This window comes from Anthropogastromicrobium sp. (assembly GCF_037349415.1).
In the GTDB taxonomy this organism is placed as follows: domain Bacteria; phylum Bacillota; class Clostridia; order Lachnospirales; family Lachnospiraceae; genus Anthropogastromicrobium; species Anthropogastromicrobium aceti.
Window position 1 is genome coordinate 1 of the sequence record NZ_JAXWCK010000021.1, and the last position, 23,830, is coordinate 23,830.

Here is a 23,830-nt window from a genome sequence, read left to right on the forward strand (position 1 = left end):
ATAGACGCAGTCTTGGAATTGCTTAATTCAGGTCCAAGAAAGCGTCCGCACCCCCAAAATAACAAATTTTCTAGTACCTTATACATAATAGGTGCTAGAAAATTTGTTCTGTATAGAGCATTAATAATGAAGGAAGTGGCTATATGAAAAAGTTTTCGACAGAGGAAATAACAAATATTATAAGTAATGAAACAAATATCTGGGAACAATTCAAACAAAATATGAAAAGGTGGGAGAAAAAACTAGAAGTATATGGAATCAATATAAAACTAGAACAATATTGGGAAAATAATATATATGATCCAGATGAAATATTTAATGAAAGAGTTGAGTTTCGAGCAGGATATCAATATTATTGTAGTTTTGTCTTGTTAAAGGATGGAAAAGAAATTGATAGTGAAAAGGTATTTATGGGAGGAGAGTATATGTTTGTAGAAATACAAAATAAATGTATCTTTCCAAGATTATCAAAAAAATTTTGTGATTTTAATAAGCTTTCACTGTATCTAACAATGTATACAATGGAAGAGGGAAAAATATGGATTGAGGATGATATGAAAGAAATATTAAAAATTATAAAAGAAGGAAAATATTATATTGGTACAGAAAATAGAGAAGAAGACTAATGTACTAGCCAGCATATTTTGAACACAATTTTACAAAAAATTAGGTTCTGGCATTATTAAAAATAATACCTGCTTTGATGATATCTTTGATATCATCTCAGGAATTGCTGGATAGGCTTATGTCGACGGGAAGGAGAAGTAAGGGTCAGGAAGCATAAAGTCTGCGGACTTGAGCCACGAGGGACACTAATTCAGCCACCGTTCCTGTCCCCATGGTCTTAAGGATTTAGAACAATAAAAAACAGGTAGTTTTTGACACTACCCTGATTTGGAAGGGAGATAAAAAATGAATATTTTTAACAAGCAAGAAATAACTACAGGTGATCGAATTGTTGCATATATTGATGGAAAGTGTTTTATTCGAGACGGAAGGGGAAAACCAGAAACATTAGTGGTTGAAAATTTTAGGCTGGATGATCTGATTGAGTATATAAAAAAGAAAAATGTAAAAAGTGTAAATATCTGTGGAATAGATGATTTGAGTTTTTTGTCAGAGTGCCAAAGCATAGAAAGGCTGACTCTTACGTTAATAGTAGAGCTTGACAGGTATGATACACTGATAAAAAAGAGAGAAAGTGAGTTTTATATTTGGTATGATAAAGTATATGATTATCAACAAATTTATGATCTTTTGAATTTGAAAAAGTTAGCAATTGATGATGCAGGTGCAAGAGATCAATATATGCAAATTAATTCTAAATTGAAAATTGACTTGTGTAGATTTCCGTATTTGCGAGTGTATTATGGAAAATATAAGTTTACAAAAAGCTTAGATACGAAAGTGAATATGCAAACATTAGGTCTTAGTGATTATGGAAGAGAGAATATCATAGAATTTTCTAGAATGGCAGAGTTGGACACACTATCGTTGGCACATTCAAAAATAAAAAATCTCAAAGGATGTGAATTCTTTCCCAAATTGCAGTGTGTGTATCTGGGATTTAACAGAACGCTCACAGATATTTCAGATCTAAAATACGCTAAGAACACGTTGCGAATGTTGGAAATTGATCATTGTGGACATATTGAGGATTTTTCTGTTTTAAATGAATTGGAAAATTTGGAGTTTTTAAGATTATTAGGTACAAATACAATTACAGATATCCAGTTTATTAAGAAATTACCTAAGTTAAAAACATTTATTTGTGATTACAAGGTAAAGGATGGAGATGTTCATCCATGTGGATTGATAAATGGATATGTATATATTCAAAATAGAAAAAATTTTAATACAAAAGAATATGGAGATGATAATTATCCTCGAACGATACCATCTAAGGAAGAAGGTATTTATGTGGGACAAGAAAATATTGAGTTGTGGCGTAGACTGTGGAGTTCTCCACAATGGCCAGGAGAAATGTGAGACTACTTAGCCATCGGGACAGGGCGGTGGCTTTTTTATTGTCCCCTTGGCTCGGTAATAAAATAAGAAAATAAAGTAACAGAAAACGGATAACGAATTAGTAACAAAAAGGGTGTCGCGCTTGAACCAGTTTGCAGTGTGTTCAAAGGCGGCACCCTATAAATGTTCTATATCATTTTCGCAATATGTTCGCATCAGATTCTCTCACCAAAGCTTACATAATATTCCTTAAAAAATTCGCTGACCTTATCTAAAATCTTCTTCATAATAAATACCTCTCTTTCTTTCATTAACTCTATACTAGTGAAGTAATGAGTTGGTTCTTTTTTGGAGACCGGCCGGATCTCTTTTTGATGGTTTTATAGTAGCACACGGCAATGAAAATGTGAAATACATATAATAAATGTATGACAATACTCTATAGGTATTGTAACGAGGTGGCTATACATGCTATCATGTAAAATATCATATTAAGGAATTTTCATCAAGGAATTCCCATCAAAGCAAATTTGTTTGGAAAGGCAGGTGATTCGATGGAGCTTCGTCATATTCGATATTTTAAGGCAGTGGCAGAGGAGAAAAATTTTACCAGGGCAGCGGAAAAACTTGCGATTGCCCAACCACCGCTCAGCCGTCAGATTCAGGATTTAGAGGAGGAGCTTGGCACAAAATTATTTGAGCGCTCACCGCACAAGGTAAAACTCACGGAAGAAGGAGAATTGTTTTTGCAGTACGCATCGCAGATTCTTGATCTGGTGAACCGTTCTGAGGAAGAAGTGAGAATCCGAAAAGAGGGTTTACAGGGAACACTTTACATTGCCTCAGTTGAGGGATGTGGTCCTCATCTTTTTGCACATTGGATTTCAGAGTTTCAGAAGATGCATCCGCATGTGCAGTATATTTTGTGGAATGGAAATACAGATGATGTAAATAATCGTGTCACGAAGAGCTTATGCGAGGTGGCGATGATCACGGCGCCATTTAACACGGAGGAGTTTCATGTGTTAGAGGTATACGAGGAGCCGTGGGTGGCGATGATTCCGAAAGGTCATCTGCTTTATTCAGAGACAAATGAACCGATCAATCCGAATGAACTGCTTCCATATGATCTTTTGATCCCGTCACGCGAGTCGCGTCAGGGTGAGATTCATGGATGGTTTTCAGATCCGCAGAGTATGCCTATTATTCGCGGCAGAGTGGCGCATATGATGAATGCCTATGAACTCAGCAAAAATGGAGTTGGAATTGCGATTTATCCAGAGTCGATATCGTCACTTGTACGAGACAGCGAGGTCTGTATTAGACAAATCAATCACCCAGACGCGAAGGCATTTTATGCGCTGATCTGGAAAAAGGATCGTACCTTGTCCCATGCGGCAGAGGCATTTATTGAGTTTATTAAGAAGAATAAGGAGGGTGTTCAATGAGATTAGAGCAGGGAAAGCTTTGCTTATGTATTAGAAAGGCAGAGCAGTCATTTAAACAACTGTTTTCACAAAAACGTGCATTTTCTGAGCATATGGAAAAATGGCAGGATGATGATCTATATGATATGTATGATCACAACCAGTTTGTGCCATTATTAGATGATCCAACAGGCAAAGAACTAGAGCAGGCAATTGCATACCAGCGCCAACTCGGCAGAGGCTTTCTAAAGATCGATACAAGAGAAAAGTTAGATGAGGCTCTGATCAAATGTTTTTCTTTGGAAGAATGCTGCACAGAAACAATGCTTCTTAGAAATAAGAAAGAAAATATGGCAAGATGGAAGGACAACCCTGACGTAATAATATATGACAGTGCTTCCGGTGATGTATTAGCCGATTTGCTTAAAATTGATATCGAAACTTTTGCTTCAGACTACGGCGAAGACTTTATCAGAAGACGTGATGCGCGTTACGTAAAAAAGGCGATGGAGATACCGGGGTTTCATTATTATGTGGCATATCTGGATGGAAAACCGGCAGGTGCCTGCTATGCATATGCGATAGATGGCTATGTGGTGATGGATGCTCTTGTTGTAAGGGAAGCATTTCGCAAGCGTTACGTGGCAACCACACTTATGAAACACACTGCATCTCAGTTTAAGGAAGAAATGTTCCTGCATGCAGATGCAGACGATACACCGAAAGAAATGTATAGAAAAATGGGATTTGAGACGGTTGATGAACTGTATGAATATTTGAAAATGTGGTAATTGTGAGTTATTATGTTATGTAGTGGGTGCCGACAAAGTCATTCATCGAGGTGCCCTTGCGATAAACTTGCTTGTAATACAAAAAAGCCGGGGGACAGGGCCCCCTGGCTTGGTTTTCAGTTCCCTTCGTCCCACCAATTTGACAAATTTTCATGCAAGCATGGAATTTGTCAAATCTAGTGTGACGTGTGAACTGATTTAGCAAATCTCAGCGCCAGCTGGCATTTTCTTTTCTGGTGTCATCAGTGCAAGATTTCCATCTGCATCCTCTGCACATAACAGCATACCTTCAGATAAAACACCTGCAAGCTTTGCCGGCTTTAAGTTTACAAGAACCATAACCTTCTTGCCAACCATTTCTTCTGGTGTGTAGTGAGCTTTGATACCGGAAACAATCTGCTTTACCTGAGATCCTATCTTTACCTGAGAGCACAGAAGCTTTTTGGACTTCTTTACTGCCTCGCAGGAGATAATCTCACCTACCTGGAACTGCATTTTTGAGAAATCTTCGTATGTGATTTCTTCCTTTGGCTCGATGTCGATAACATCCTCATCTTCTTTTTCATCTTCAGCAGTTTCTTCGGAAGCGTCCTTGACAGCAGCCTTCTTGGACTCCATAAGTGCATTAACTTCTTCCATCATCTTTTCTGCATCAACACGTGCAAAAAGAATCTGCGGCTGATCTGTTACCTTATTTCCAGATGGGTAGGTGCCCATTGTGGAAACCTGATCCATTGTGCGAAGCGGTGCATTTAAGGAATCAGCAATCTTCTTTGCAGTCTCTGGCATGAATGGCTCAAGTAAGGAAGCACCGATTAAGATGCTGTCGATCAAGTTGTACATAACAGTAGACAGACGCTCTTTCTTTGATTCATCCTTTGCCAGTACCCACGGAGCTGTCTCATCAATATACTTGTTGCAGCGCTTGAACAGAGTAAAGATATCTGTAATTGCATCAGCAACGCGAAGCTTATCCATGCGGGCTGTAACTTTAGAAGCGGTGGAGGTAACAACCTCAAATAAGGATTCATCAACAGGATCGCTTACGCCATAGTTTACGGCAACACCGCCAAAATACTTATTTGTCATAGAAATGGTACGATTTACAAGATTACCAAGTGTATTTGCAAGGTCAGAGTTCATACGCTCAATCATCAGATCCCAAGAGATTACACCATCGTTTTCAAATGGCATCTCATGGAGAACAAAATAACGAACAGCATCAACACCAAAGAAATGAACAAGCTCGTCTGCATAGATTACATTTCCCTTTGACTTACTCATCTTGCCATCGCCCTGAAGCAGCCACGGATGACCAAATACCTGCTTTGGAAGCGGCAGATCAAGAGCCATCAGCATGATCGGCCAGTAGATGGTGTGGAAACGAAGAATATCCTTTCCAATCAAATGAAGGTCAGCCGGCCAATACTTTTCAAACATCGGATCGCTGTTTCCGTCAAGATCAAAGCCAAGTCCAGTGATATAGTTGCTAAGTGCATCAATCCATACGTAAACAACATGCTTTGGATCGAAGTCTACCGGAATGCCCCACTTAAAGGAGGTACGGGAAACGCACAGATCCTGAAGTCCCGGAAGAAGGAAATTGTTCATCATCTCATTCTTTCTGGATTCTGGCTGGATGAAATCTGGATGCTCATTAATATAAGAAATAAGCTTATCTGCATACTTGCTCATACGGAAGAAATAAGCTTCTTCCTTAGCTGGTGTACATGGGCGTCCGCAGTCCGGGCATTTGCCGTCAACTAACTGAGAAGCTGTGAAGAAGGATTCACACGGAGTACAGTACATACCTTCGTACTCACTCTTGTAAATATCACCCTTGTCATAAAGCTTCTTAAAGATCTTCTGAACTTGCTTTTCATGGTAGTCGTCAGTAGTACGGATAAATTTATCATAGGATGTGTTCATCAGGTCAAAGGTCTTCTTGATTTCGCCTGCCACCTCATCAACAAACTGCTTTGGTGTTTTTCCAGCCTCAGCAGCTTTCAACTCGATCTTCTGACCATGCTCATCCGTACCTGTCTGAAAGCGCACATCATAGCCCTGCATTCGCTTGAATCTGGCAATGGAATCTGCCAGCACGATCTCGTAGGTGTTTCCAATGTGCGGCTTGCCGGAAGTGTAAGCAATGGCCGTGGTGATGTAATACGGTTTCTTCATGGTGTTTTTCTCACTTTCTGCCGCAAAAGCGGTCTGTTTTTTCACAGTGATGCTATTTGTACAGCCCGAATTTACAAAGGGCTGGAAAATGCAGCACAGATATAATTTATGATACCACCAGGAACGAAAGATTGCAAGAAAAACGTGAGAAAAGCAATTGTCTGTATTGAAAAATCATGCTATACTGTGATTATAGGTTACTGTGTCGCTTTGTGTCAGGTAAAAGCAGCACAGTAAAGAATTTAGAAAAAGAGAAAGGCTGGATTGTTGTATGAATTCAGAAGATAGAAAAAGGATTAGAAAGCAGAAGCACAGAATCATGATGATGCGTTTGTGGCTGCCAGTTGTAATGGTAGTAGTCTTGGTTGCCGGATTGACAGCAGGCGGTATTGCGATGTCATTAGGCCAGACAAAGAGCGTGGCAGAGCAGGGCACAAAGGAAGTTGGAACGAAAGAAAATGAAACAAAAGGAACTTCTAATGAGCCAAAGGAAACAGGTGATGTAAATGGTGAAGCACAGACTGGTGAGCAGGCAGATGCAGACAAACAGCAGTCAGAAGAGGCTCAGACTGGAGCAGAAAGTGATAATTCTCAGGCTGGCAATGAGGATGATGACAGCAATCATGCGATAGAGCAGTCTGACTTTGATGAATTTATCACCAATCTGAATGAGGCTGTAGCACAAAACAGCAATTATTTAAAGCGTGAGAGTGAGAATCTTACAAGAACACTTGCGGAGCTGCAGACGTATGACAGAACACATCTGACAGATGTACAGGCAAAGACATATGATGCATTGCTTGACGCGTTGAATGTTGAGATGGATGGTGAGCAGTATGACAGTGTGGCAGCGGCCGCTGCTGATGCTGCACTTTGCAGTGTTGAGGGCGGTGTTGATTACTACAATTATCTGCTGCAAAAGTATAGTGGTGTAGATGGAGCCTGGGGCGATTTCCGTGAGACATTGGCAAATGAAGCAAACGGTAATTATCAGGTTATGAATGACTTAATGGGTGTTGATTCAACGCTTCAGGTAGGCGCAGCAAGCTTTACAAAGCAGGCACCTGATGATGCATACGCATATGATACAGTCAGCGCATCTTCAAGCGCGCTTAAGAAAAATCTTGTATGCAATGGCTTTGTAAATGGTTGGACTGAATTCGGTATTGTTCGAGCTTATTTAAATGATGATCGATTAGATGATAATTTAAGAAATTACCTGATTGCGTCGACGAGAATGACGTATGCACTGTATGGTGTTGCTGATATTTCAGTACATGCAGGCGGCTGGGGTGAAGCAGAGGTAACAGATCTTTGCACAACTTATTTTGGAGAAGCAGGCGGAAGCAGCTATGGTTCTAGTGTGTATCAGATGGTTTTAAAGAATCCTGGAAAATATGCAGCTGCAGCGATTGACTATTTGCAGATCACAGAGCTTGAGTCAACAATGGCTGCTAATCAGGGTGAAAACTATAGTGAAGCTAATCTGTTAGACCTTCTCTTTAATCAGGGACCGGCAAACTTTAGAGTATTAAGAAGCTGGATTGGATTATAAAAAACAAGACTAGGGACAAGACCAGGGGGACAGGTACGCGTGGCATTAAGCCATCGTACCTGTCCCCCTGGTCTTTATTTACACTACTTTTTTGTATTTACTCCTGTAGTGAACTGGAGACATGCCATAATATTTCTTGAAAAGCTTACTAAAATAGTAAACATCATCGTAGCCAACGCTGTTTGAGATGGCTTTTATGCTTTGTCCGTTATCAGATTCAAGTTGAATGCGGGCGCGCTCTAAGCGCATTTTAATCAGATAGTTGATTGGAGCTTCACCAGTCTCTTCTTTGAAAATTTTTGATATGTAAGCAGAGCTTAAATACATATTCCGGGCAATCAGATCAAGTGAAATCTTTTCAGCATAATGACTGCTCAGATATTGGCGGATCTCGCTCACCACATATGTTTTATGATGTGTCTCAAAAGTGACAGGAGAACAGCTTTGTTTTGGTGGAACAGTGATCTGACGGATGATTGTCATAAGAAGCTGTGTCAAATATGCCTTTTGCATAAAGTACTGACCGACCTGATTGCTGTAGCGCTCAGATATCATACGAAGACACAGATTTGTGATATCCTGACGGACAAGACCGTCCGTGTGAAGCACAGATGAGCCGCCAGGAAAATCAAGACAGTTTGGTTCCATTCCCTTAAAGTGAAAGTTTGAAAATGAAGTAAAGAATAAAATTGCAGGGTTATCATGCACTGTCGGCAGTGTACGGTGCGGTATGTGCGACGGTACACAGACAATATCACCGGCTGTAAGTGGAGTGGTAGTTCCATCCATCCAGATTGCCAGATCACCAGATAACACTATAAAGAGTTCAGGTGCATCATGCGTATGAGAAAAATTCGATTCTGTCACCGTGCGCTTACCGGCGAAATATAAAGTTGGATTTAAGTCAGAGTAAGTAATGTCGTACGTATCACACACAGTAAAGTAAACCTCCTTAAAAATAAAAATGCCTAAAATGATAAAGCTTGATTTGATTATTATACATCAATTTTCAAGAAAAGTACATTTTATTTTAAAAATATTAGAGTAACATGAAAGAACGGTGTTACAGTTCACTGGACACCCATTCGCAAAACCGCACGTTCCGTGCGTCGTTGCTAACCGCAAACAAGTTTGCGCGCAACTTTGTTTTGTTCATGAACGGGCGTCCACTTCGTCCTGCTGATCTGTCAAATTTCTATGCAAGCATGAAATTTGTCCAGATCTAGCATGACGCGCGAACTGTAAAAACTACAAAAAGGAGGAGAGAAATATGGGATACATACGCTGGTTTTTATCTTTTTTAAAAAAATACCGCGTAAGAATGATCGTAGGCTTGATCTTAGTGTTTATCACAGCACTGCTTGTTTTGATCAACCCACAGATTTCTGGTATGATTGTGGATGAAGTTATTGAGGGGCAGCATTATGAAAAGCTTGGTATTTTGCTGCTTATTATGATTGGAGTGACGCTTGTTCGATCGCTGCTGCGCTTCACATTTTTAATGTGTTTTGAGTCATCCAGTCAGGGACTTGTCTACGACATGAGGGAAGAAGCATATCGTAAGCTGATGAAGGAAGATTTTAACTTCTTTAACAAAAACCGCACAGGAGACCTTATGTCCAGACAGACAGGAGATATGGATGCAGTGCGTCACATGGTTTCTCATGTTATCTATTTTAGCTTTGAGAATATCCTTGTATTTTTGATGGCACTTGTGATGATCTTTTCTGTTAATGTTAAAATGGCACTTTGTATGCTGATTGTACTTCCGTTTACATTGGCAGTGACATTGAGCCAGAGACGTCATATTAAGCCGGCCTTTGACAGGGTGCGTGACTGTTTCTCTAGTTTGAATGCATTTGCACAGGAGACAATCGCAGGAAACCGTGTTGTAAAGGCATTTGCAAAGGAAGATTATGAGCTTGAAAAGTTCGACCGCGAGAATGATGGATATCGTGATGCACAGTTAAATGCCGCATCGATCTGGATGAAATATATTCCGATGTTTGAGATTCTTTCTCAGTGTCTGACTATTATCCTTATGATCATGGGTGGTTTTATGGTAATTGACGGAGAGATGACTATAGGAAACATGGTAACTGTTAACGGTTATTTATGGATGCTTAACAGTCCGCTTCGTCAGGCAGGATGGATCATCAATGATTTGCAGCGCTTTCTTACCGCAATTGAAAAAATCTATAAGGTTTATACAACTGAGCCAGATATCAAGCAGCCAGAGCATGTTGTAGAAAAAAGAAAGCTAAAGGGCAGTGTTACCTTTGATCATGTAAATTATTATACAAATGATGATACTGTGTTAAAGGATATCAGCTTTCATGTAGAGCCAGGCCAGACCGTTGGTATAATCGGTGCGACTGGTTCTGGAAAGTCATCACTTATCAATTTGATTTGCCGTTTTTATGATGTTAATCAGGGACGCGTGCTTGTTGATGATATTGATGTTAGAAATTTGAATCTCCAGACGCTTCGCGGAAATATCGGAATTGCGATGCAGGATGTCTTTTTGTTCTCAGATACAATTGAGGGAAATATCGCTTATGGAAATCCAGACTGTACGTTTGAGCAGGTGCAGGCAGCTGCAAAGATTGCAAATGCTGACGAATTTATCAGGGAGATGCCAGAAGGATATGATACAATTATTGGTGAGCGCGGCGTTGGTCTGTCAGGCGGACAGAAACAGCGAATTTCGCTTGCACGCGCAATTTTAAAGGATCCGTCAATAATTATTCTTGATGATACAACCTCTGCAATTGATATGGAAACGGAGAGCATGATTCAGAATGAATTAAAGAAAATCTCGGATGAGCGCACTGTATTTATCATTGCTCATCGTATATCTTCTATTATACATGCAGATCAGATTCTTGTACTTGATAATGGCCGCCTTGTCGAGAGAGGAACACATGAACAGCTGCTTGCTAAAAAGGGCTATTATTCAACTGTATTTCATCATCAATATGGTGAGTTTGACCGCTTTAAGAAGGTTCGCGCAGAAAAGGGAAGGGGTGAGGCATAATGGCACGAAATAAATATGACGTGGATGAGACACTCGAAACTAAATTTGACATGAAGCAGATTAAGCGATTATTTAGTTATGTAGGCCATTATAGAAAAAAGCTGATTATGACAATAATGCTGATGTTATTTTCATCTGCACTTGGCATGGTTATTCCTGTGCTGATGCAGCGCGTAATGGATATTTACATCCCAAACCATGACAAAAAGGGAATCCTTTTGATGGCGGCACTTGCAGCTTTGATAATTCTGGCAACAGCTTATATTCTTCGCATAAAGATTAAGTGGACATCTCAGATTGGTCAGGGCATAATTCATGAGTTAAGAAGAGAATTGTTTATTCATCTGGAGGAGCTGCCATTTTCTTATTATGACAGCCGTCCGCATGGAAAGATTCAGGTGCGTATTGTCAACTATGTAAACAATATAAGTGATCTTCTGTCAAATGGTATTGTAAATACAATAACAGACTGCTGCTCACTGTTTTTTATCTTAGGTTTTATGTTTTATTATAGCGTACCGCTTACTTTAATTTGTATGTGCGGTCTTCCTATTCTTCTTGCAATCGTGCTTTTTGTAAAGAAAAAGCAGCGCCGCGGATGGCAGCTTGCAAGCAATAAGCAGTCAAATTTGAATGCCTATATTGCAGAGAGCATCAATGGTGTGCGTGTTACACAGGCATTTGTAAGAGAAGATAAGAATCTTGGCATATTCAATAATTTAAGCGGAAGCTATCGAAAGGCATGGATGAGCGTTATCAAGTATAACTTTATGATTGGACCGACTGTTCAGTTTATATCAATCCTTGCGACGGCAGCTGTATATTGGGTTGGTATTCACTGGATTATGGGTGGAAATGATATAATTAGTGTCGGTGCTCTGACGGCATTGACAATTTATATCAGCCAGTTCTGGAATCCGATCAATACTCTGGCTTCCTTTTATAATTCACTCTTGACAGCAATCTCATATCTGGAGCGTATTTTTGAGACTATTGATGAGCCAGTTAATGTAAAGGACGCTCCTGGCGCCGTGGAAATGCCGCCGATTAAGGGTGAGGTAGAGTTTTCTCATGTTGTATTTTCTTATGAGCCAGGTGTACGTATCTTAAATGATGTAAATTTTAAGGCAAACGTAGGAGACAGTTTTGCAATCGTAGGTCCGACAGGAGCAGGAAAATCAACAATTGTAAATCTGATCAGCCGCTTCTACAATATCGATTCTGGAAAGATTTTAATTGATGGAATTGATATTAACAGTGTGACGATCAAATCACTGAGAAAACAGATGGGCGTTATGATGCAGGACAGCTTTATTTTCTCAGGAACAATAATGGATAACATCCGCTATGGAAACAGGGAAGCAAGCGATGAAGATGTAATAAGAGCAGCGAAGACAGTTTGTGCGCATGACTTTATTATGAGTATGGAAAATGGCTACCAGACTCAGGTAAATGAGCGCGGAAGTCGTCTGTCGGCAGGACAAAGACAGCTTATTTCCTTCGCGAGAGCGCTGCTTGCCGATCCTAAGATTTTGATTCTCGATGAGGCAACATCAAGCATAGATACAGAGACAGAGTTACTTTTACAGCAGGGTCTTCAGGAATTATTAAAGGGCAGAACTTCCTTTATTATTGCCCATCGTCTGTCAACTATTAAAAGCTCAAGCTGTATCATGTATATTGACCAGGGAAATATCTTGGAGAAGGGTACGCATGATGAGCTGATGGCAAAGGATGGCTATTATAAGGAATTGTATATGAGTCAATATGCGTTTTTGGAAAAAATGTGATATCATACTTTGGTATGATTTACATTTTTTAGAAGTTCTCTATAATGAAAAGTACAGTAAAAACAAAAAATAACTAGTACTAGTTAATTTGATTGGAGGATTTCTTTATGAAGATGAGAAGAACGTTAGCAGCGATGATGAGTGGTATCCTTGCGATGAGCCCGGCAGGTGTAATCTTTGCAGACGAGGCAGCACAGACACCTGTAACTTATGGCGATATGATTTCATTTTCTCTTACACAGGATGGAGAAACGCTGAGTGCTGATATCACAGCTGTTTATAATGAAAGTGGAGACAGCTCTTTTTCTGTATCAGTTACTCTCCCAGCATCAATGATGGGCACAGAAGAACCTGTTGTTTATGGTTTTGATGATGTGCTTCGTGTATGTGGTGAGGATGTTTATTTAAATGTAGAAGAGATTGTAAACATATATAGTGAGCTTACAGCAGATGACAGTATGACTGAGCTGCTTTCTATGGTAGGAATTACAGAGTCTTGGATTGAAATACCTGCTCCGACAGCATCAGATGATGGTCAGCTTGATACAATTTTGACAGCAATTACTGATAATCTGGCAGATTTAGAGACTGTTGAAACTGATACTGGTGTCCAGATCGCAATCAACAATGATACTCTTCTTACAATCGCTCAGAGTATTGATGAGGCAATGGCATCTGTAGAAGGAACAGATGGTGAATCCGCAGAAGAAGACATAGAAGGACTTGAATTTGTTTCTGATTACATACTGGCAGCAGCAGAGGGATTTAGAGAAGCTGATCCTGAGCTTTCAGAGGAAGATAGTGTTGCACTTGTTTCTGAACTGGTAGATGCGTTACTTGCTGGTGTTGAGGAAGAGTTTTCTATGGGATCAGATGAGTCTTCTGATATTTCATTTGCTGAGCTTCTTTCATCAGCATTAGAGTATGCTGCTTTTGAGGGTACACTTTCTATTGATTCCGCAGATGGCGTATCTGCAGTACTGCTTGATCTTTCAGCAACGGCAGAAGGTGAGGATGCAATTGGTGTTCAGCTTGGTATTGCTTCCATTACTGATGGAGAATTTGCTGAGTTTACATCACCTGAAAGCTTTGTATCACTTCGCGATGTTGTGAAAAATGTTGCTTCGCTGTACTACACCAGCATTGCATCTTATGAGGAGCCTTCCGAGGAAATTTCTACTGAGCTTGCAGATTAATTACGCTGGTTTCCCATATTTGACACACACCCAGGAGGCTGATTCGCGAAAGTGGATCAGCCTTTTTGTCATTTTTAATACTTTAGGATGATTTACTTTTTTTATAAAAACGATATAATTTAAATTAAAGTTGGCTATAAAAACCGTAACTATTAACTAAAAAGAGAGGAGGATTCTGTGGATAGATATGTGATTATAAAAAAGACAATAAAAACTAAATTTGATGAGTTTATGGATCATGGACGCATTTTGTACTTTGGTGCACCATGTGGATTTGGAAAAACCACGGTGGCTTTTGAACTTCTGCGCGGAAAAAAATTGAATTAATAAGTGGCTTGGAGACAGATGGAATACTGCCAGAGATCAAATTAAATCGCGACATTGTGATGATTGATGATCTTCAGCAATTTCAGGAGAATGAGGATCTACAAAAATTAAATGAATTAATTCGTGATAATCCGCAGAAAAAATTTGTGCTGCTGTCGCGTGGTTCTGTGCCAGGTGTGCTTAGGGCGTTTCAGTATACTGGTGATATGATTGTTATTGACGCGAGAGATCTTTTGTTTGACAGAGATGATATTAGACAATTGTTTTTGGGATATAATATTAAGCTGACAGACAGTGAAATTAATGAAATCCTTAAAGAGTCAATTGGACATCCTTTAGGCATTGTTGTTACACTTCAATGTATGAATCGTGCGGATAGTCAGCGTGCATTTGATTCGGATATTGTAAAGGAAGCGTATCATGAGGTGTTTATTTACTTTGAAGCGGCAATTTATCAGCGTTTTGATTTGCCAATACGCCGTCTCCTGCTTGAATTGGCGTCATTTGATAATTTTGATTATGAGCTTGCGAGAATGGTCAGCGGTGATCCGAATACAAGTGAACTGTTAGACTGGATTCAGAAAAATACAACAATGCTTCTTTATGATGGGATTCGTCAATTTCGTTTCTGGCCGCAATTTCGTGATTTCCTTTTATGGGAGCTTGAGCGCAAATATAGTTCGCAAAAGAAAAATGCAGTGCTTGTGAGAGGCGGCATGTATTACGAGTTGAAGGGAGATTATGAAAAGGCGCTTGATTGTTATAGCAGAGGAAAAGATCACTCAAAGGTGTCGGAAATTTTGATTCGAAACGGAGAGAGTCATCCTGGAATGGGACATTACAGTGAGATGGAAAAATATTACCGCAGTTTGCCTGAGTCAGAAATCTTAGAATCACCGTCACTCATGCAGGGAATGAGTATGCTTTGCGCGCTGAATACAGATTATGAGAATTCGGAGCGCTGGTATCATGAGCTGGAACAATTTGCAGCAAAGTGTAAAAAGCAGGATGCTGTGCTTTGTCAGATCAAAAGTCGAATTGCATGGCTGGATATTTCACTTCCTCAGAGAAAAACTGACAAAATGATTCAGATTATTCCATCTGTATTTAGATTGATTACTAATAGAGAAGTGAAACTTCCGCCATTTTCAGTGACAAGCACGCTTCCAAGTATTATGAATGGAGGTAAGGATTTTTCACCGTGGAGCAAAATAGATGATCTTCTTTATCAGACAATGCGCATTCCAGTAGAGGCTGTTTTGGGAAAGGACGGAGTAGGTCTGGCAGACTGTGCAATTGCAGAGAGTAAATTTGAAAAGGGCGAGGATATTTCTGGGCGTATTCTTTTGCTTGTTTCTCAGCTTGGAGAGGTACAAAAAAAGGGAACGCCGGATATTGAGTTTGCAATTGTTGGTTTATTGGCGCGCAGCCAGATTGCATTAGGACGTGCAGAGGATGCGCTTCGGACAGTACAGATGATTCGAGAGCGTTTTGAGAAAAATGGTCATACGCGTTTCTTCCATAATATAGATGCAGTACTCTGCCGTATTTGGCTTCATATGGATGATCTCGAGCGTGTACAGGTGTGGTATCGGGAGAAGGCACCAAAAGATCCGCTTCATTTAAATGTTTTAAAGCGTTATCAATATCTTACACAGGCGATGGCAGAGCTTGCACTCGGAATGCCAGATGCAACACTTTTGACACTCGCACCATTGGAGTCATATTGTAGGGAGTGTTCAAGATATATAGATGGGATTCATATTAATGTGCTAGAGGCGATTGCATTGTACAGAAAAAAGGATTCACTTTGGAAGGAAAAATTAAATTCAGCGCTTGATACGGCGCAGGAGTTTGGTTTTATACGAACTATAAGTGTATATGGAGCCGCAGTGCTTTCACTGCTTGAACAGACAGAGTATAAAAATGATGATGAATGGTTTGCGCGACTGATAAAAGATGTAAGAGTAGAGGCATCATTTTATCCTGATTTTTTGCAGCCGCATCTGTCAATGGAAAATGAACTTACAGCAACAGAGCTTCAGATTCTTCGTCTTATCTGTGCAGACAAAAGCAATGCACAGATTGGGCAAATTATGGATATAAAGCTTCCAACTGTTAAAACACATGTGAGCCATATTTTGACAAAGCTTGATGTAAGCCGAAGAAGCGAAGCAAAGACGGCTGCAAAACGGTTATGGCTGATTCAAGATGGTAAAAATTAGTGCCAGCGCTCTACAAAATTTCGTTTTAAAATAAGAAATTCTTCAAGCTGCTTTAAAATATAGAAAAGAACAGCTCGGCTTTCAAACTCCTCACGTTTTGTGGGGAGTTTTTCATTTTTCATGGAAAGAATCAATTCATGAAGTGTATCAAGAAGTGATTTCACATCATTTGTTTTTGCATATTCTTTACTGATTCTTTCAAAAAAATCGGCTATGATTGGAGCTTGGTCTGGAAGATATGCAATCATTTGAATGCTGTTATATATTTGACGAAGCACCTGACTTTGAAATTCGCGCATTTGTACATAGTCAAGTTCGGCGCAGGACGGTGTGCCAAGTGTATTATCCATGTTTGTGAGTGCAAGGCTTTTTGCGTTACCTAGCTGTTTGTCAAGCAAAAGAAAGCAGGAACCATCGTAGTTTGTACGATCTAGTGTTCTGATGCGTTCTGCCATTCTTTGGATAATGGCACGAATGGACTCATCTGCTTTGGCTATTTTATCTTTCCATTCATTTTCCTTTGGACGAAGACTAAGATTAAGAAGGACTCCAATTCCAGCACCGATTAAAAACAGACTGATCTCATTTGCAATCATTGGAATATTCATTGTTTTTTCAGCTAAAAAATGTGTAATGAGAACAGAATCCATGGCGATTGCTGATGACCACTTCATTGCGAGGCAAAGTGTTGTGAATATTAATAGATAGATGCCAAAAGCTGCCGTTGTATAGCCGAAAAAATTATAACATAAAAAGGAAACTAACAGTGCACAGCAAAAGGCTTCGCCTCTTGCAAGTGCAGTCTGTATGGTTTCCTTTTTTGTATTTTGAATGCTTAAAATTGTGATAATGCCAGCTGTAGCGCTGTACTTTAAGTTTAGACAGGAGGCAAAAAGAATGGCTAAAATTGCGCCAGCAGTGATTTTAACTGATTTTAAAATGAGTGCATTATAATTTTGCTTCATAATTGCCTCCCTAAAATTTTAATTTTTTTCTTTTACTATTTTTGCAGCAATCAGGCAAAGTGCGATTGTAATCAGCATATCAGGCAGTGTATTTCCGCACACGATATCTATACGCATAAGAATACGGTACAGGATAAAACCAATCAGCCAGATAAACAGATTGCGCCACTTAAACAGTTCATCAGAAGATTTTCTCTTTAAAATGTAGAAGTCTGCAATCTGAATAGCAATCATCGGAGCAAAAACAGATCCGATCAGATAGAGGAAATTAGTGATATCATCCATCGGGTATACAATAGCCGCGATAGTTCCAATAATAGTTATGGCAATAGCTACATAATTTCCCTTTATTCCAGATACAATAGATTCACTTGAAATACCTGCGGAGTAGGCATCAAGAAATGTTGTTGTTACAGTAGAAAATACAACAATCAGAAGACCGGCAGCGCCAAGTCCGGCTTTTACCATAATCTGAGCAATGTCGCTCTCACCAGTAAAAATAGAAGCACCCATACCGATCAGATACATAAAGCAGCTTACGATACCATATACAATAGCGCTGACAGCAGTTGCTTTAACTGGCTGTTTTGCTTCGCGTGTGTAGTCACTGATAAGCGGAAGCCATGAAAGAGGCATTGCGACAGCAAGCTCTACAGCAGCGCCAAATGACATTGCTTCATCTTGAACTACAGAGGCAGATCCGTTAAAGAAAATTACTTTTGCTAAAATAAGTGTCAGAATAAAGAGGGCAGCCATTGCGACTGTATTGAATTTTCCAAGATTGGTGATTCCAATCAGGATCCAGACAATAATTAAAACACCAATCAAAAGACACCAGATCCATTGACCAGCCTGGAAAATTCCCTGTGCAGCCAGTGCACCGTCATAAATCATAATTGCAGTCCATCCGGCAAGCTGAAGTACATTTAAAATTGCGAATAGCTGACCACCATGAATGCCGAAACTGTCTTTTACTGTTTCCATTGCGCTTTTTCTAAGTGTTCCGCCAATAACACCTGATAAAAATAATAAAACACATCCAATTACATGACCAATTAAAATTGCAGCGAGACCCTTTGCCATGCCAAGAGGAGCGAAGTAGGTACCTGTCAGAATTTCTGCAATCGAAACACCGGCACCAAACCAGATTAAACCATTTTCAAATAGAGAAGTTTTCTTTTCCATAATTAGATGTCAGCCTCCTTTGTGTAAATATTATCGATTGCAAAGCCGTGATCCATAGGACCGCTTCCTTTTCCAAGGTCAAGCATTGCAGATAATGCGCCAGAGATATAGTCCTTTGCGCGGCATACAGATGTCTCGAGATCAAATCCCTTTGCAAGATTTGATGCGATTGCGGAGGACAATGTGCATCCAGTGCCATGTGTATTAGGATTTTGAATACGCTTTCCGTAAAACCAGCGATAAGTATTGTTTACATATAAAAGATCGTTGGCATCATTTATGGTGTGCCCACCCTTGCATAATACTGCGCAGTTGTATGTTTCTGAAATCATCTTTGCTGCATCAATCATTTCCTCGGCATTAGAGATAGTTCGTCCAGTCAGAACCTCGGCCTCTGGAATATTTGGCGTAAGCACATCAGCAAGTGAAAATAATTCCTGCTTTAGCGTATCAATGGCATCGTCGCTGATAAGCTTTGCGCCGCTTGTAGCCACCATAACAGGATCTACAACAATGTTTTTGGCATTGTATTGGCGAAGCTTTGATGCAATTATGCGGATCAGATCACTTTCTGAAACCATGCCAATTTTTACAGCATCTGGATAAATGTCAGTAAAAACTGCGTCAAGCTCTTCTCCTAAAAATTTAGAATCTGCATTTAAAATAGAAGTCACGCCGGTTGTATTTTGTGCAGTCAAAGCAGTGATGGCGCTCATAGCGTATAAGCCATTTGCCATCATTGTTTTGATATCTGCCTGAATACCGGCGCCTCCGCAGGAGTCACTTCCTGCGATCGTTAATGCTGTTTTCATAATAAAATTCTCCTTTTTCATTAACGTTTTGTAGTGCGATCTGAGGTGGTGCCCCCAACAGACCGCATAATGGTGTTAATCGATTATTTTTCTAACTGCCATTTTAAGGTTCGCAGCTGCATCCTTTATATTTTTTTGACCATAAATGGCACTGATAACGGCAATTCCGCAGATGCCGCTGCCAGATAATTCTGCCACATTGTCTTTTGTAATGCCGCCGATTGCAATGACGGGAATGGAGACTGCCTGACAGATAGCTTTTAATGTCTCATAGGAAACCTCTGTTGCATCATCCTTGGAACTGGTAGGAAAAACAGCGCCAACACCAAGATAATCAGCTCCGCGTTTTTCTGCCAGAACTGCCTGTTCAACAGTCTGCGCTGACACGCCGATAATTTTGTCAGGACCAAGCTTGGCACGTACATCGCCAGCTTCCATATCGCTTTGTCCGACATGCACGCCGTCAGCATCCATTTCAAGTGCTATATCAACGTTGTCATTAATCACAAAAGGAACATTGTATGCTTTGCAAAGCATCTTTAAATCTTTTGCTTCCTCAAGAAAATGAGCCTGGTCTAAATGCTTTTCGCGAAGCTGTACAAATGTAACGCCGCCGTCAAGACTTTCCTTAACGACATCGTGAAGAGTTCGCTCGCCAAGCCAGTAGCGATCAGTGACAGCATATAAAAGAAGGTCTTTATCAGCGCACTTCATATTTAGCTCCCTTCTCTAATGAATCACCGTCCATGTTGTAAATAGCATCAATAATGCGGTTTCTGTAAGTTGAGTTGCCATCGCCGTCTTTCATGTGGCTGTAGCCGATCTCACCTGCAAGACCCATTGCGCAGACAGCAGCAGCAGCGGCGTCAAGCTGATTAGATGGATTAGCAGCGACAAAGGCGGTCATAAGACCAGAAAGCTGACAGCCAGTTCCAGTAATCTGTCCCATCTCTGGACGGCCATTTCTAATCACGTAGCAGCGTGTACCATCGCTGACAAGATCAATAGCACCGGTAACAGCGATAATTGTTTTGCTTTGCGCAGCGAATTTTTTAACAAATAGAATAGCCTCATCCAAGGTATCATCTGTGACTTTATCAGTAACATCAGCGTCAACACCCTTTGTTGTGCCATTTCCATTGGCAAGTGTCTTGATTTCGGAGATGTTTCCGCGGATTACAGTCAGCTGCAATTGTTCCATAAGACCAACGGCAGTATTTGTGCGAAGTGCAGAAGCACCGGCACCTACTGGATCTAAAAGGATAGGATGACCAAGTTCGTTTGCTCTTTTTCCAGCTAGATACATTGCTTCAATGCTGGATTTATGCAGCGTACCAATGTTGATGTTTAAGCTGCTGCATATGGAGGTAATGTCCGTAACATCATCTGGTTCATCGGACATGATTGGGCTTGCACCGCATGCCAAAATGATATTGGCTACATCATTGACAGTCACATAGTTTGTGATGTTGTGTACAAGCGGTACTGATTTTCTTACGTTGTCGAAACATTCTTTCAGCATATTCTCGCTCCTTTTTATAAGGAATAGCAGAAAAAATTCCACTATACCAAAAATGCGGATATGCCTGTAAAAGACATATCCGCATGTTTTTTTTGTACAAGAAAAACACGTATAGTATATCCCTACGTTGGCATTATCCAAATCAGGTTATGGGTCAAGACGCATTTTGTCTACTCTCAGCCTGCAAAATGGCAAGCTCCCCGTTACGGGTTTCATTATATTCTTGTATTGCAAAAAATGCAAGTGTAAATTTTTGAATTGTAATTATCTAGTTACAATTTCAACAGGAACATTTAAGATCTTTGCTACCTTCAAGATGGTATCAATATGTCTTCCAGTTGCTGCTGCCATATGATGAGTTGGGCCAGCCTCGCTCCAACGATTTACAAATTCTCTTGCACCGCAGGTGAAGCGTGTTCTCATGTTAGTATCACCAAAGGAAAGGATCGGTCCGTCCTCATTTACACCTTCTGCTACAACAAACTTGAAGTGACCATCAGCATCTTGTGTGATTGCCAGGTAGGTAACAGGACCAGTATGTGGATAGAACTGTGTCAGATAGCCGCCGCCTGTCTTTCCGTGGAATACCTTAACGATCTTCATGGTTGGCTTCTTTGCAGAGATATCAGCATCGCCGCTTCCAGAGTGACCAATGATACAGATGTCATCGTTAAAGTCGATGGAGTACATTTCAGAAAGCTGTCCTGTTCCAGAAATTGTTTTTAAGATACTCATTGCCATGGCAACCTTCATGTCACCCTCTACGGCACATGCAGTTCCCTGCTTGATTAACATAGAGAATGCCGGAATAAGCATACTGTCAAGAACACCAGCCTTGCCCTGTGCAAATCCGTCATAGTGAGATGCGATCAGTCCAAGGTGCTCATCCTTAACCCATTTCTCAAAAGCAACAACATATTTTGCCATATCCCAAACCTTCTCGATGGTGCCGCCGCCCTCAATCTCGAAGGTATCCAGAATATCCTGAGCCTTTGCGCGGATCGCATCCTCGTCAGTAATATCATCTGCGATAGCCCACATTTTTTCCCAGTCAAACTGCTTTGTGTATAAGAACATTCTGTTATACAGATTTGTCTCATCAATGTAAAGATCCATCATACCAGGATATGGTCTTCCAATCTGTGCAATATTTGTGTCACGGAATCTTCTTCTTACCTGAGCTGCTTTACACCAGTCTTCGATTTCTGCCTGAACACCAGGATCACCGCCTTCAACAACACCAGTGATAACAGCATGTCTTTTTCCAGCTCTTTCAAGGTCTGCAACTGCCTCACCTACAGCGCCGCATGCATAGCCTTCACCGAGCCAGGATGCGATATCGGTATGTTCATAATCTAATGCCTTTAACTTCTGAACATTTACTAAAACAACCGGAACATCAAGATCACGGATTGCCGGAAGCATGTTGTAGGAGGTAGCGTAGGTCAGCATCTGGAGAAATACCAGATCGACATCTGCTGCACGGAACTTATCTCCGGCTTCCATAGCCTGCTCCTTTGTGGTAACCATTCCGCCGTCAATAACCTCTACGGTATCTGGAAGAGTTTTTTTGAATGCTGCATACTGTGACTCGAACTCCGGTACTAATGATGGGAACTGCGGAAGGTATGCGCCTAATGCGATAGAAAATACACCGACTCTTGCTTTTGTGTTTACTAACATAATGGAACCTCCATTCATTTATTTTTATTATTTGGCCTGCCGATTTTTGCCAGTCTCAAATTGCAGCATTATTATACAAAAGTCATGTGCAAAAAACAATCACTTTTGGCACATTTATCACCTTATTCCGACCCTTTTATAAGAATGATTTCTTCTAATTTTCAGCGGTTGACAAGGGCACTTAACAAATGCTAGAATAACGTTGAAATGTAAGGGAAAGCAATAGATAAGGAAAGTGATTTATGAGAGATTTGTACGATATTCACTGCCATATTCTGCCAGGGGTGGACGATGGAGCGAAGGATATGGACATGGCCCTTTCAATGATTGAAAAGGAAATAGACGCTGGTGTTGAGACAATTATTTTGACACCGCATTTTCGAAAAGAAATGTTTGAACCTGATATGGAGGATATTTGGAGCGCGTATGATACGCTTGTTGATGAAACAAGAAATAGGAATATCCGTCTGTATTTGGGATGTGAGTTTCATGCCAATATGGAGATGGTGGAGACATTAGACAGAGATTTTCGTCCAACACTTGCAGATTCACGCTATGTACTTACTGAGTTTTCAAGCAGCAGTACAAGAGCTTTTATAAAAGAGAGAGCGGATGCTCTTTTGACAGCAGGCTATTATCCGATTATTGCCCATATTGAGCGTTATCGTGCGCTGAGAAAAGATTTTGATTTTATCGCAGATCTTATCGAAATGGGGTGCGAGATGCAGGTCAATGCAGATGCTGTGATTGGAAGAAATGGACTTGGTGCACAGCGTTTTTGTAAAAAGCTAATGCAGGAGGATATGCTTCATTATGTTGCAAGCGATGCCCACAATTTGAGGGGACGTGCCTCTCATATGGAGGAGTGCTGTGAATATTTAAAGAAGCATATGGGGCGACTTTACACAAGTCGTATTATGAGAGATAATCCAAGTAAAATTGTTGAAACTTAATTATTTGTAGGAAGCAACGAAAACAGGTTGAAATTTTATAAATGATAGAGTAGAATACAAAATGAAAATGGAAACTATAGTTACATAAATAGATTGGAGAGAACATGACAATAAAAGAGTGCTATGAGGCGATGGGGGGAGATTATGAAGACGTTCTCAAGCGCCTCATGAACGAAGCAAGAATACAAAAATTTGCATTAATGTTTAAGAAGG

The 23,830-nt window shown here is 40.3% G+C and carries 19 protein-coding genes and 1 riboswitch; of the genes, 11 read left to right on the forward strand and 8 right to left on the reverse strand.

What is annotated here, in order from left to right; translation table 11 throughout:
* Nucleotides 1–143: 143 nt before the first annotated feature.
* From WJP93_RS03220 to WJP93_RS03235, 4 genes are all read left to right on the forward strand, one after another.
* Entirely contained in the window at nucleotides 144–626 is a 483-nt protein-coding gene (locus WJP93_RS03220) for a hypothetical protein (RefSeq protein WP_262538623.1), read from the forward strand.
* Between the two features lie 286 nt (nucleotides 627–912).
* Nucleotides 913–1,989 (forward strand): leucine-rich repeat domain-containing protein, encoded by a 1,077-nt coding sequence (locus tag WJP93_RS03225; protein WP_337546871.1) that lies wholly within the window; start codon nucleotides 913–915, stop codon nucleotides 1,987–1,989.
* 533 nt (nucleotides 1,990–2,522) lie between these two features.
* Nucleotides 2,523–3,416 carry a LysR family transcriptional regulator gene (locus tag WJP93_RS03230; RefSeq protein WP_337546872.1) on the forward strand — a complete coding sequence of 298 codons (894 nt, stop codon included), beginning with the start codon at nucleotides 2,523–2,525 and terminating at the stop codon, nucleotides 3,414–3,416.
* Nucleotides 3,413–4,186 carry a GNAT family N-acetyltransferase gene (locus tag WJP93_RS03235; RefSeq protein ID WP_227100574.1) on the forward strand — a complete coding sequence of 258 codons (774 nt, stop codon included), beginning with the start codon at nucleotides 3,413–3,415 and terminating at the stop codon, nucleotides 4,184–4,186. The genes WJP93_RS03230 and WJP93_RS03235 overlap by 4 nt, the downstream gene beginning before the upstream one ends.
* A 198-nt stretch (nucleotides 4,187–4,384) precedes the next feature.
* On the opposite strand, the gene metG is transcribed toward WJP93_RS03235, so the two are convergent.
* Nucleotides 4,385–6,412, reverse strand: a complete 2,028-nt coding sequence (gene metG / locus WJP93_RS03240) for a methionine--tRNA ligase (protein WP_227100573.1) — start codon at nucleotides 6,410–6,412, stop codon at nucleotides 4,385–4,387.
* A 226-nt stretch (nucleotides 6,413–6,638) separates the two neighbouring features.
* On the opposite strand from metG, the gene WJP93_RS03245 reads away from it, so the two are divergent.
* Nucleotides 6,639–7,922, forward strand: a complete 1,284-nt coding sequence (locus WJP93_RS03245) for a hypothetical protein (protein ID WP_227100572.1) — start codon at nucleotides 6,639–6,641, stop codon at nucleotides 7,920–7,922.
* Nucleotides 7,923–8,000: 78 nt separating this feature from the next.
* Here WJP93_RS03245 and WJP93_RS03250 read toward each other — a convergent pair whose 3' ends face one another.
* On the reverse strand, nucleotides 8,001–8,858 hold the full coding sequence (locus tag WJP93_RS03250; RefSeq protein WP_337546873.1) for an AraC family transcriptional regulator: 858 nt from the start codon (nucleotides 8,856–8,858) through the stop codon (nucleotides 8,001–8,003).
* A 334-nt stretch (nucleotides 8,859–9,192) separates the two neighbouring features.
* Between WJP93_RS03250 and WJP93_RS03255 the strand changes: the two genes are divergently transcribed.
* The 5 genes from WJP93_RS03255 (at nucleotide 9,193) to WJP93_RS03275 (ending at nucleotide 16,497) form a co-directional block, all read left to right on the forward strand.
* Nucleotides 9,193–10,959 carry an ABC transporter ATP-binding protein gene (locus WJP93_RS03255; protein WP_337546875.1) on the forward strand — a complete coding sequence of 589 codons (1,767 nt, stop codon included), beginning with the start codon at nucleotides 9,193–9,195 and terminating at the stop codon, nucleotides 10,957–10,959.
* On the forward strand, nucleotides 10,959–12,749 hold the full coding sequence (locus WJP93_RS03260; RefSeq protein WP_262538611.1) for an ABC transporter ATP-binding protein: 1,791 nt from the start codon (nucleotides 10,959–10,961) through the stop codon (nucleotides 12,747–12,749). Before WJP93_RS03255 ends, WJP93_RS03260 begins: the two co-directional genes overlap by 1 nt.
* Before the next feature lie 107 nt (nucleotides 12,750–12,856).
* Nucleotides 12,857–13,945, forward strand: coding sequence for a hypothetical protein (locus tag WJP93_RS03265; protein WP_227100568.1), 1,089 nt, complete (start codon nucleotides 12,857–12,859; stop codon nucleotides 13,943–13,945).
* A 177-nt stretch (nucleotides 13,946–14,122) separates the two neighbouring features.
* Nucleotides 14,123–14,272: a hypothetical protein gene (locus WJP93_RS03270; protein ID WP_337546876.1), complete on the forward strand. Its 150-nt coding sequence runs from the start codon at nucleotides 14,123–14,125 to the stop codon at nucleotides 14,270–14,272.
* An 8-nt stretch (nucleotides 14,273–14,280) separates the two neighbouring features.
* Nucleotides 14,281–16,497 (forward strand): LuxR C-terminal-related transcriptional regulator, encoded by a 2,217-nt coding sequence (locus WJP93_RS03275; protein ID WP_337546877.1) that lies wholly within the window; start codon nucleotides 14,281–14,283, stop codon nucleotides 16,495–16,497.
* Here the strand turns inward: WJP93_RS03275 and WJP93_RS03280 are convergent.
* The 6 genes from WJP93_RS03280 to WJP93_RS03305 all read right to left on the reverse strand — a co-directional run bounded on the left by WJP93_RS03280 (nucleotide 16,494) and on the right by WJP93_RS03305 (nucleotide 22,664).
* The gene (locus WJP93_RS03280) at nucleotides 16,494–17,462 is read right to left on the reverse strand and encodes an aromatic acid exporter family protein (protein WP_337546879.1); all 969 of its coding nucleotides are present in this window, start codon (nucleotides 17,460–17,462) and stop codon (nucleotides 16,494–16,496) included. The two genes, WJP93_RS03275 and WJP93_RS03280, sit on opposite strands and share 4 nt — an antisense overlap.
* Nucleotides 17,463–17,480: 18 nt before the next feature.
* Entirely contained in the window at nucleotides 17,481–18,650 is a 1,170-nt protein-coding gene (gene cytX, locus WJP93_RS03285) for a putative hydroxymethylpyrimidine transporter CytX (protein WP_262538629.1), read from the reverse strand.
* Nucleotides 18,650–19,459 carry a bifunctional hydroxymethylpyrimidine kinase/phosphomethylpyrimidine kinase gene (gene thiD, locus WJP93_RS03290; RefSeq protein ID WP_337546880.1) on the reverse strand — a complete coding sequence of 270 codons (810 nt, stop codon included), beginning with the start codon at nucleotides 19,457–19,459 and terminating at the stop codon, nucleotides 18,650–18,652. The genes cytX and thiD overlap by 1 nt, the downstream gene beginning before the upstream one ends.
* Nucleotides 19,460–19,534: 75 nt before the next feature.
* The gene (thiE, locus tag WJP93_RS03295) at nucleotides 19,535–20,173 is read right to left on the reverse strand and encodes a thiamine phosphate synthase (protein WP_337546881.1); all 639 of its coding nucleotides are present in this window, start codon (nucleotides 20,171–20,173) and stop codon (nucleotides 19,535–19,537) included.
* Entirely contained in the window at nucleotides 20,160–20,981 is an 822-nt protein-coding gene (gene thiM / locus WJP93_RS03300) for a hydroxyethylthiazole kinase (protein ID WP_337546882.1), read from the reverse strand. Before thiM ends, thiE begins: the two co-directional genes overlap by 14 nt.
* A 101-nt stretch (nucleotides 20,982–21,082) precedes the next feature.
* A riboswitch (TPP riboswitch) is annotated at nucleotides 21,083–21,194 on the reverse strand.
* A 51-nt stretch (nucleotides 21,195–21,245) separates the two neighbouring features.
* The gene (locus WJP93_RS03305; protein WP_227100562.1) at nucleotides 21,246–22,664 is read right to left on the reverse strand and encodes an arabinose isomerase; all 1,419 of its coding nucleotides are present in this window, start codon (nucleotides 22,662–22,664) and stop codon (nucleotides 21,246–21,248) included.
* 242 nt (nucleotides 22,665–22,906) lie between these two features.
* Between WJP93_RS03305 and WJP93_RS03310 the strand changes: the two genes are divergently transcribed.
* Complete coding sequence (locus tag WJP93_RS03310) at nucleotides 22,907–23,617, forward strand: CpsB/CapC family capsule biosynthesis tyrosine phosphatase (protein WP_262538600.1); 711 nt, start codon at nucleotides 22,907–22,909, stop codon at nucleotides 23,615–23,617.
* Nucleotides 23,618–23,830 lie beyond the last annotated feature (213 nt).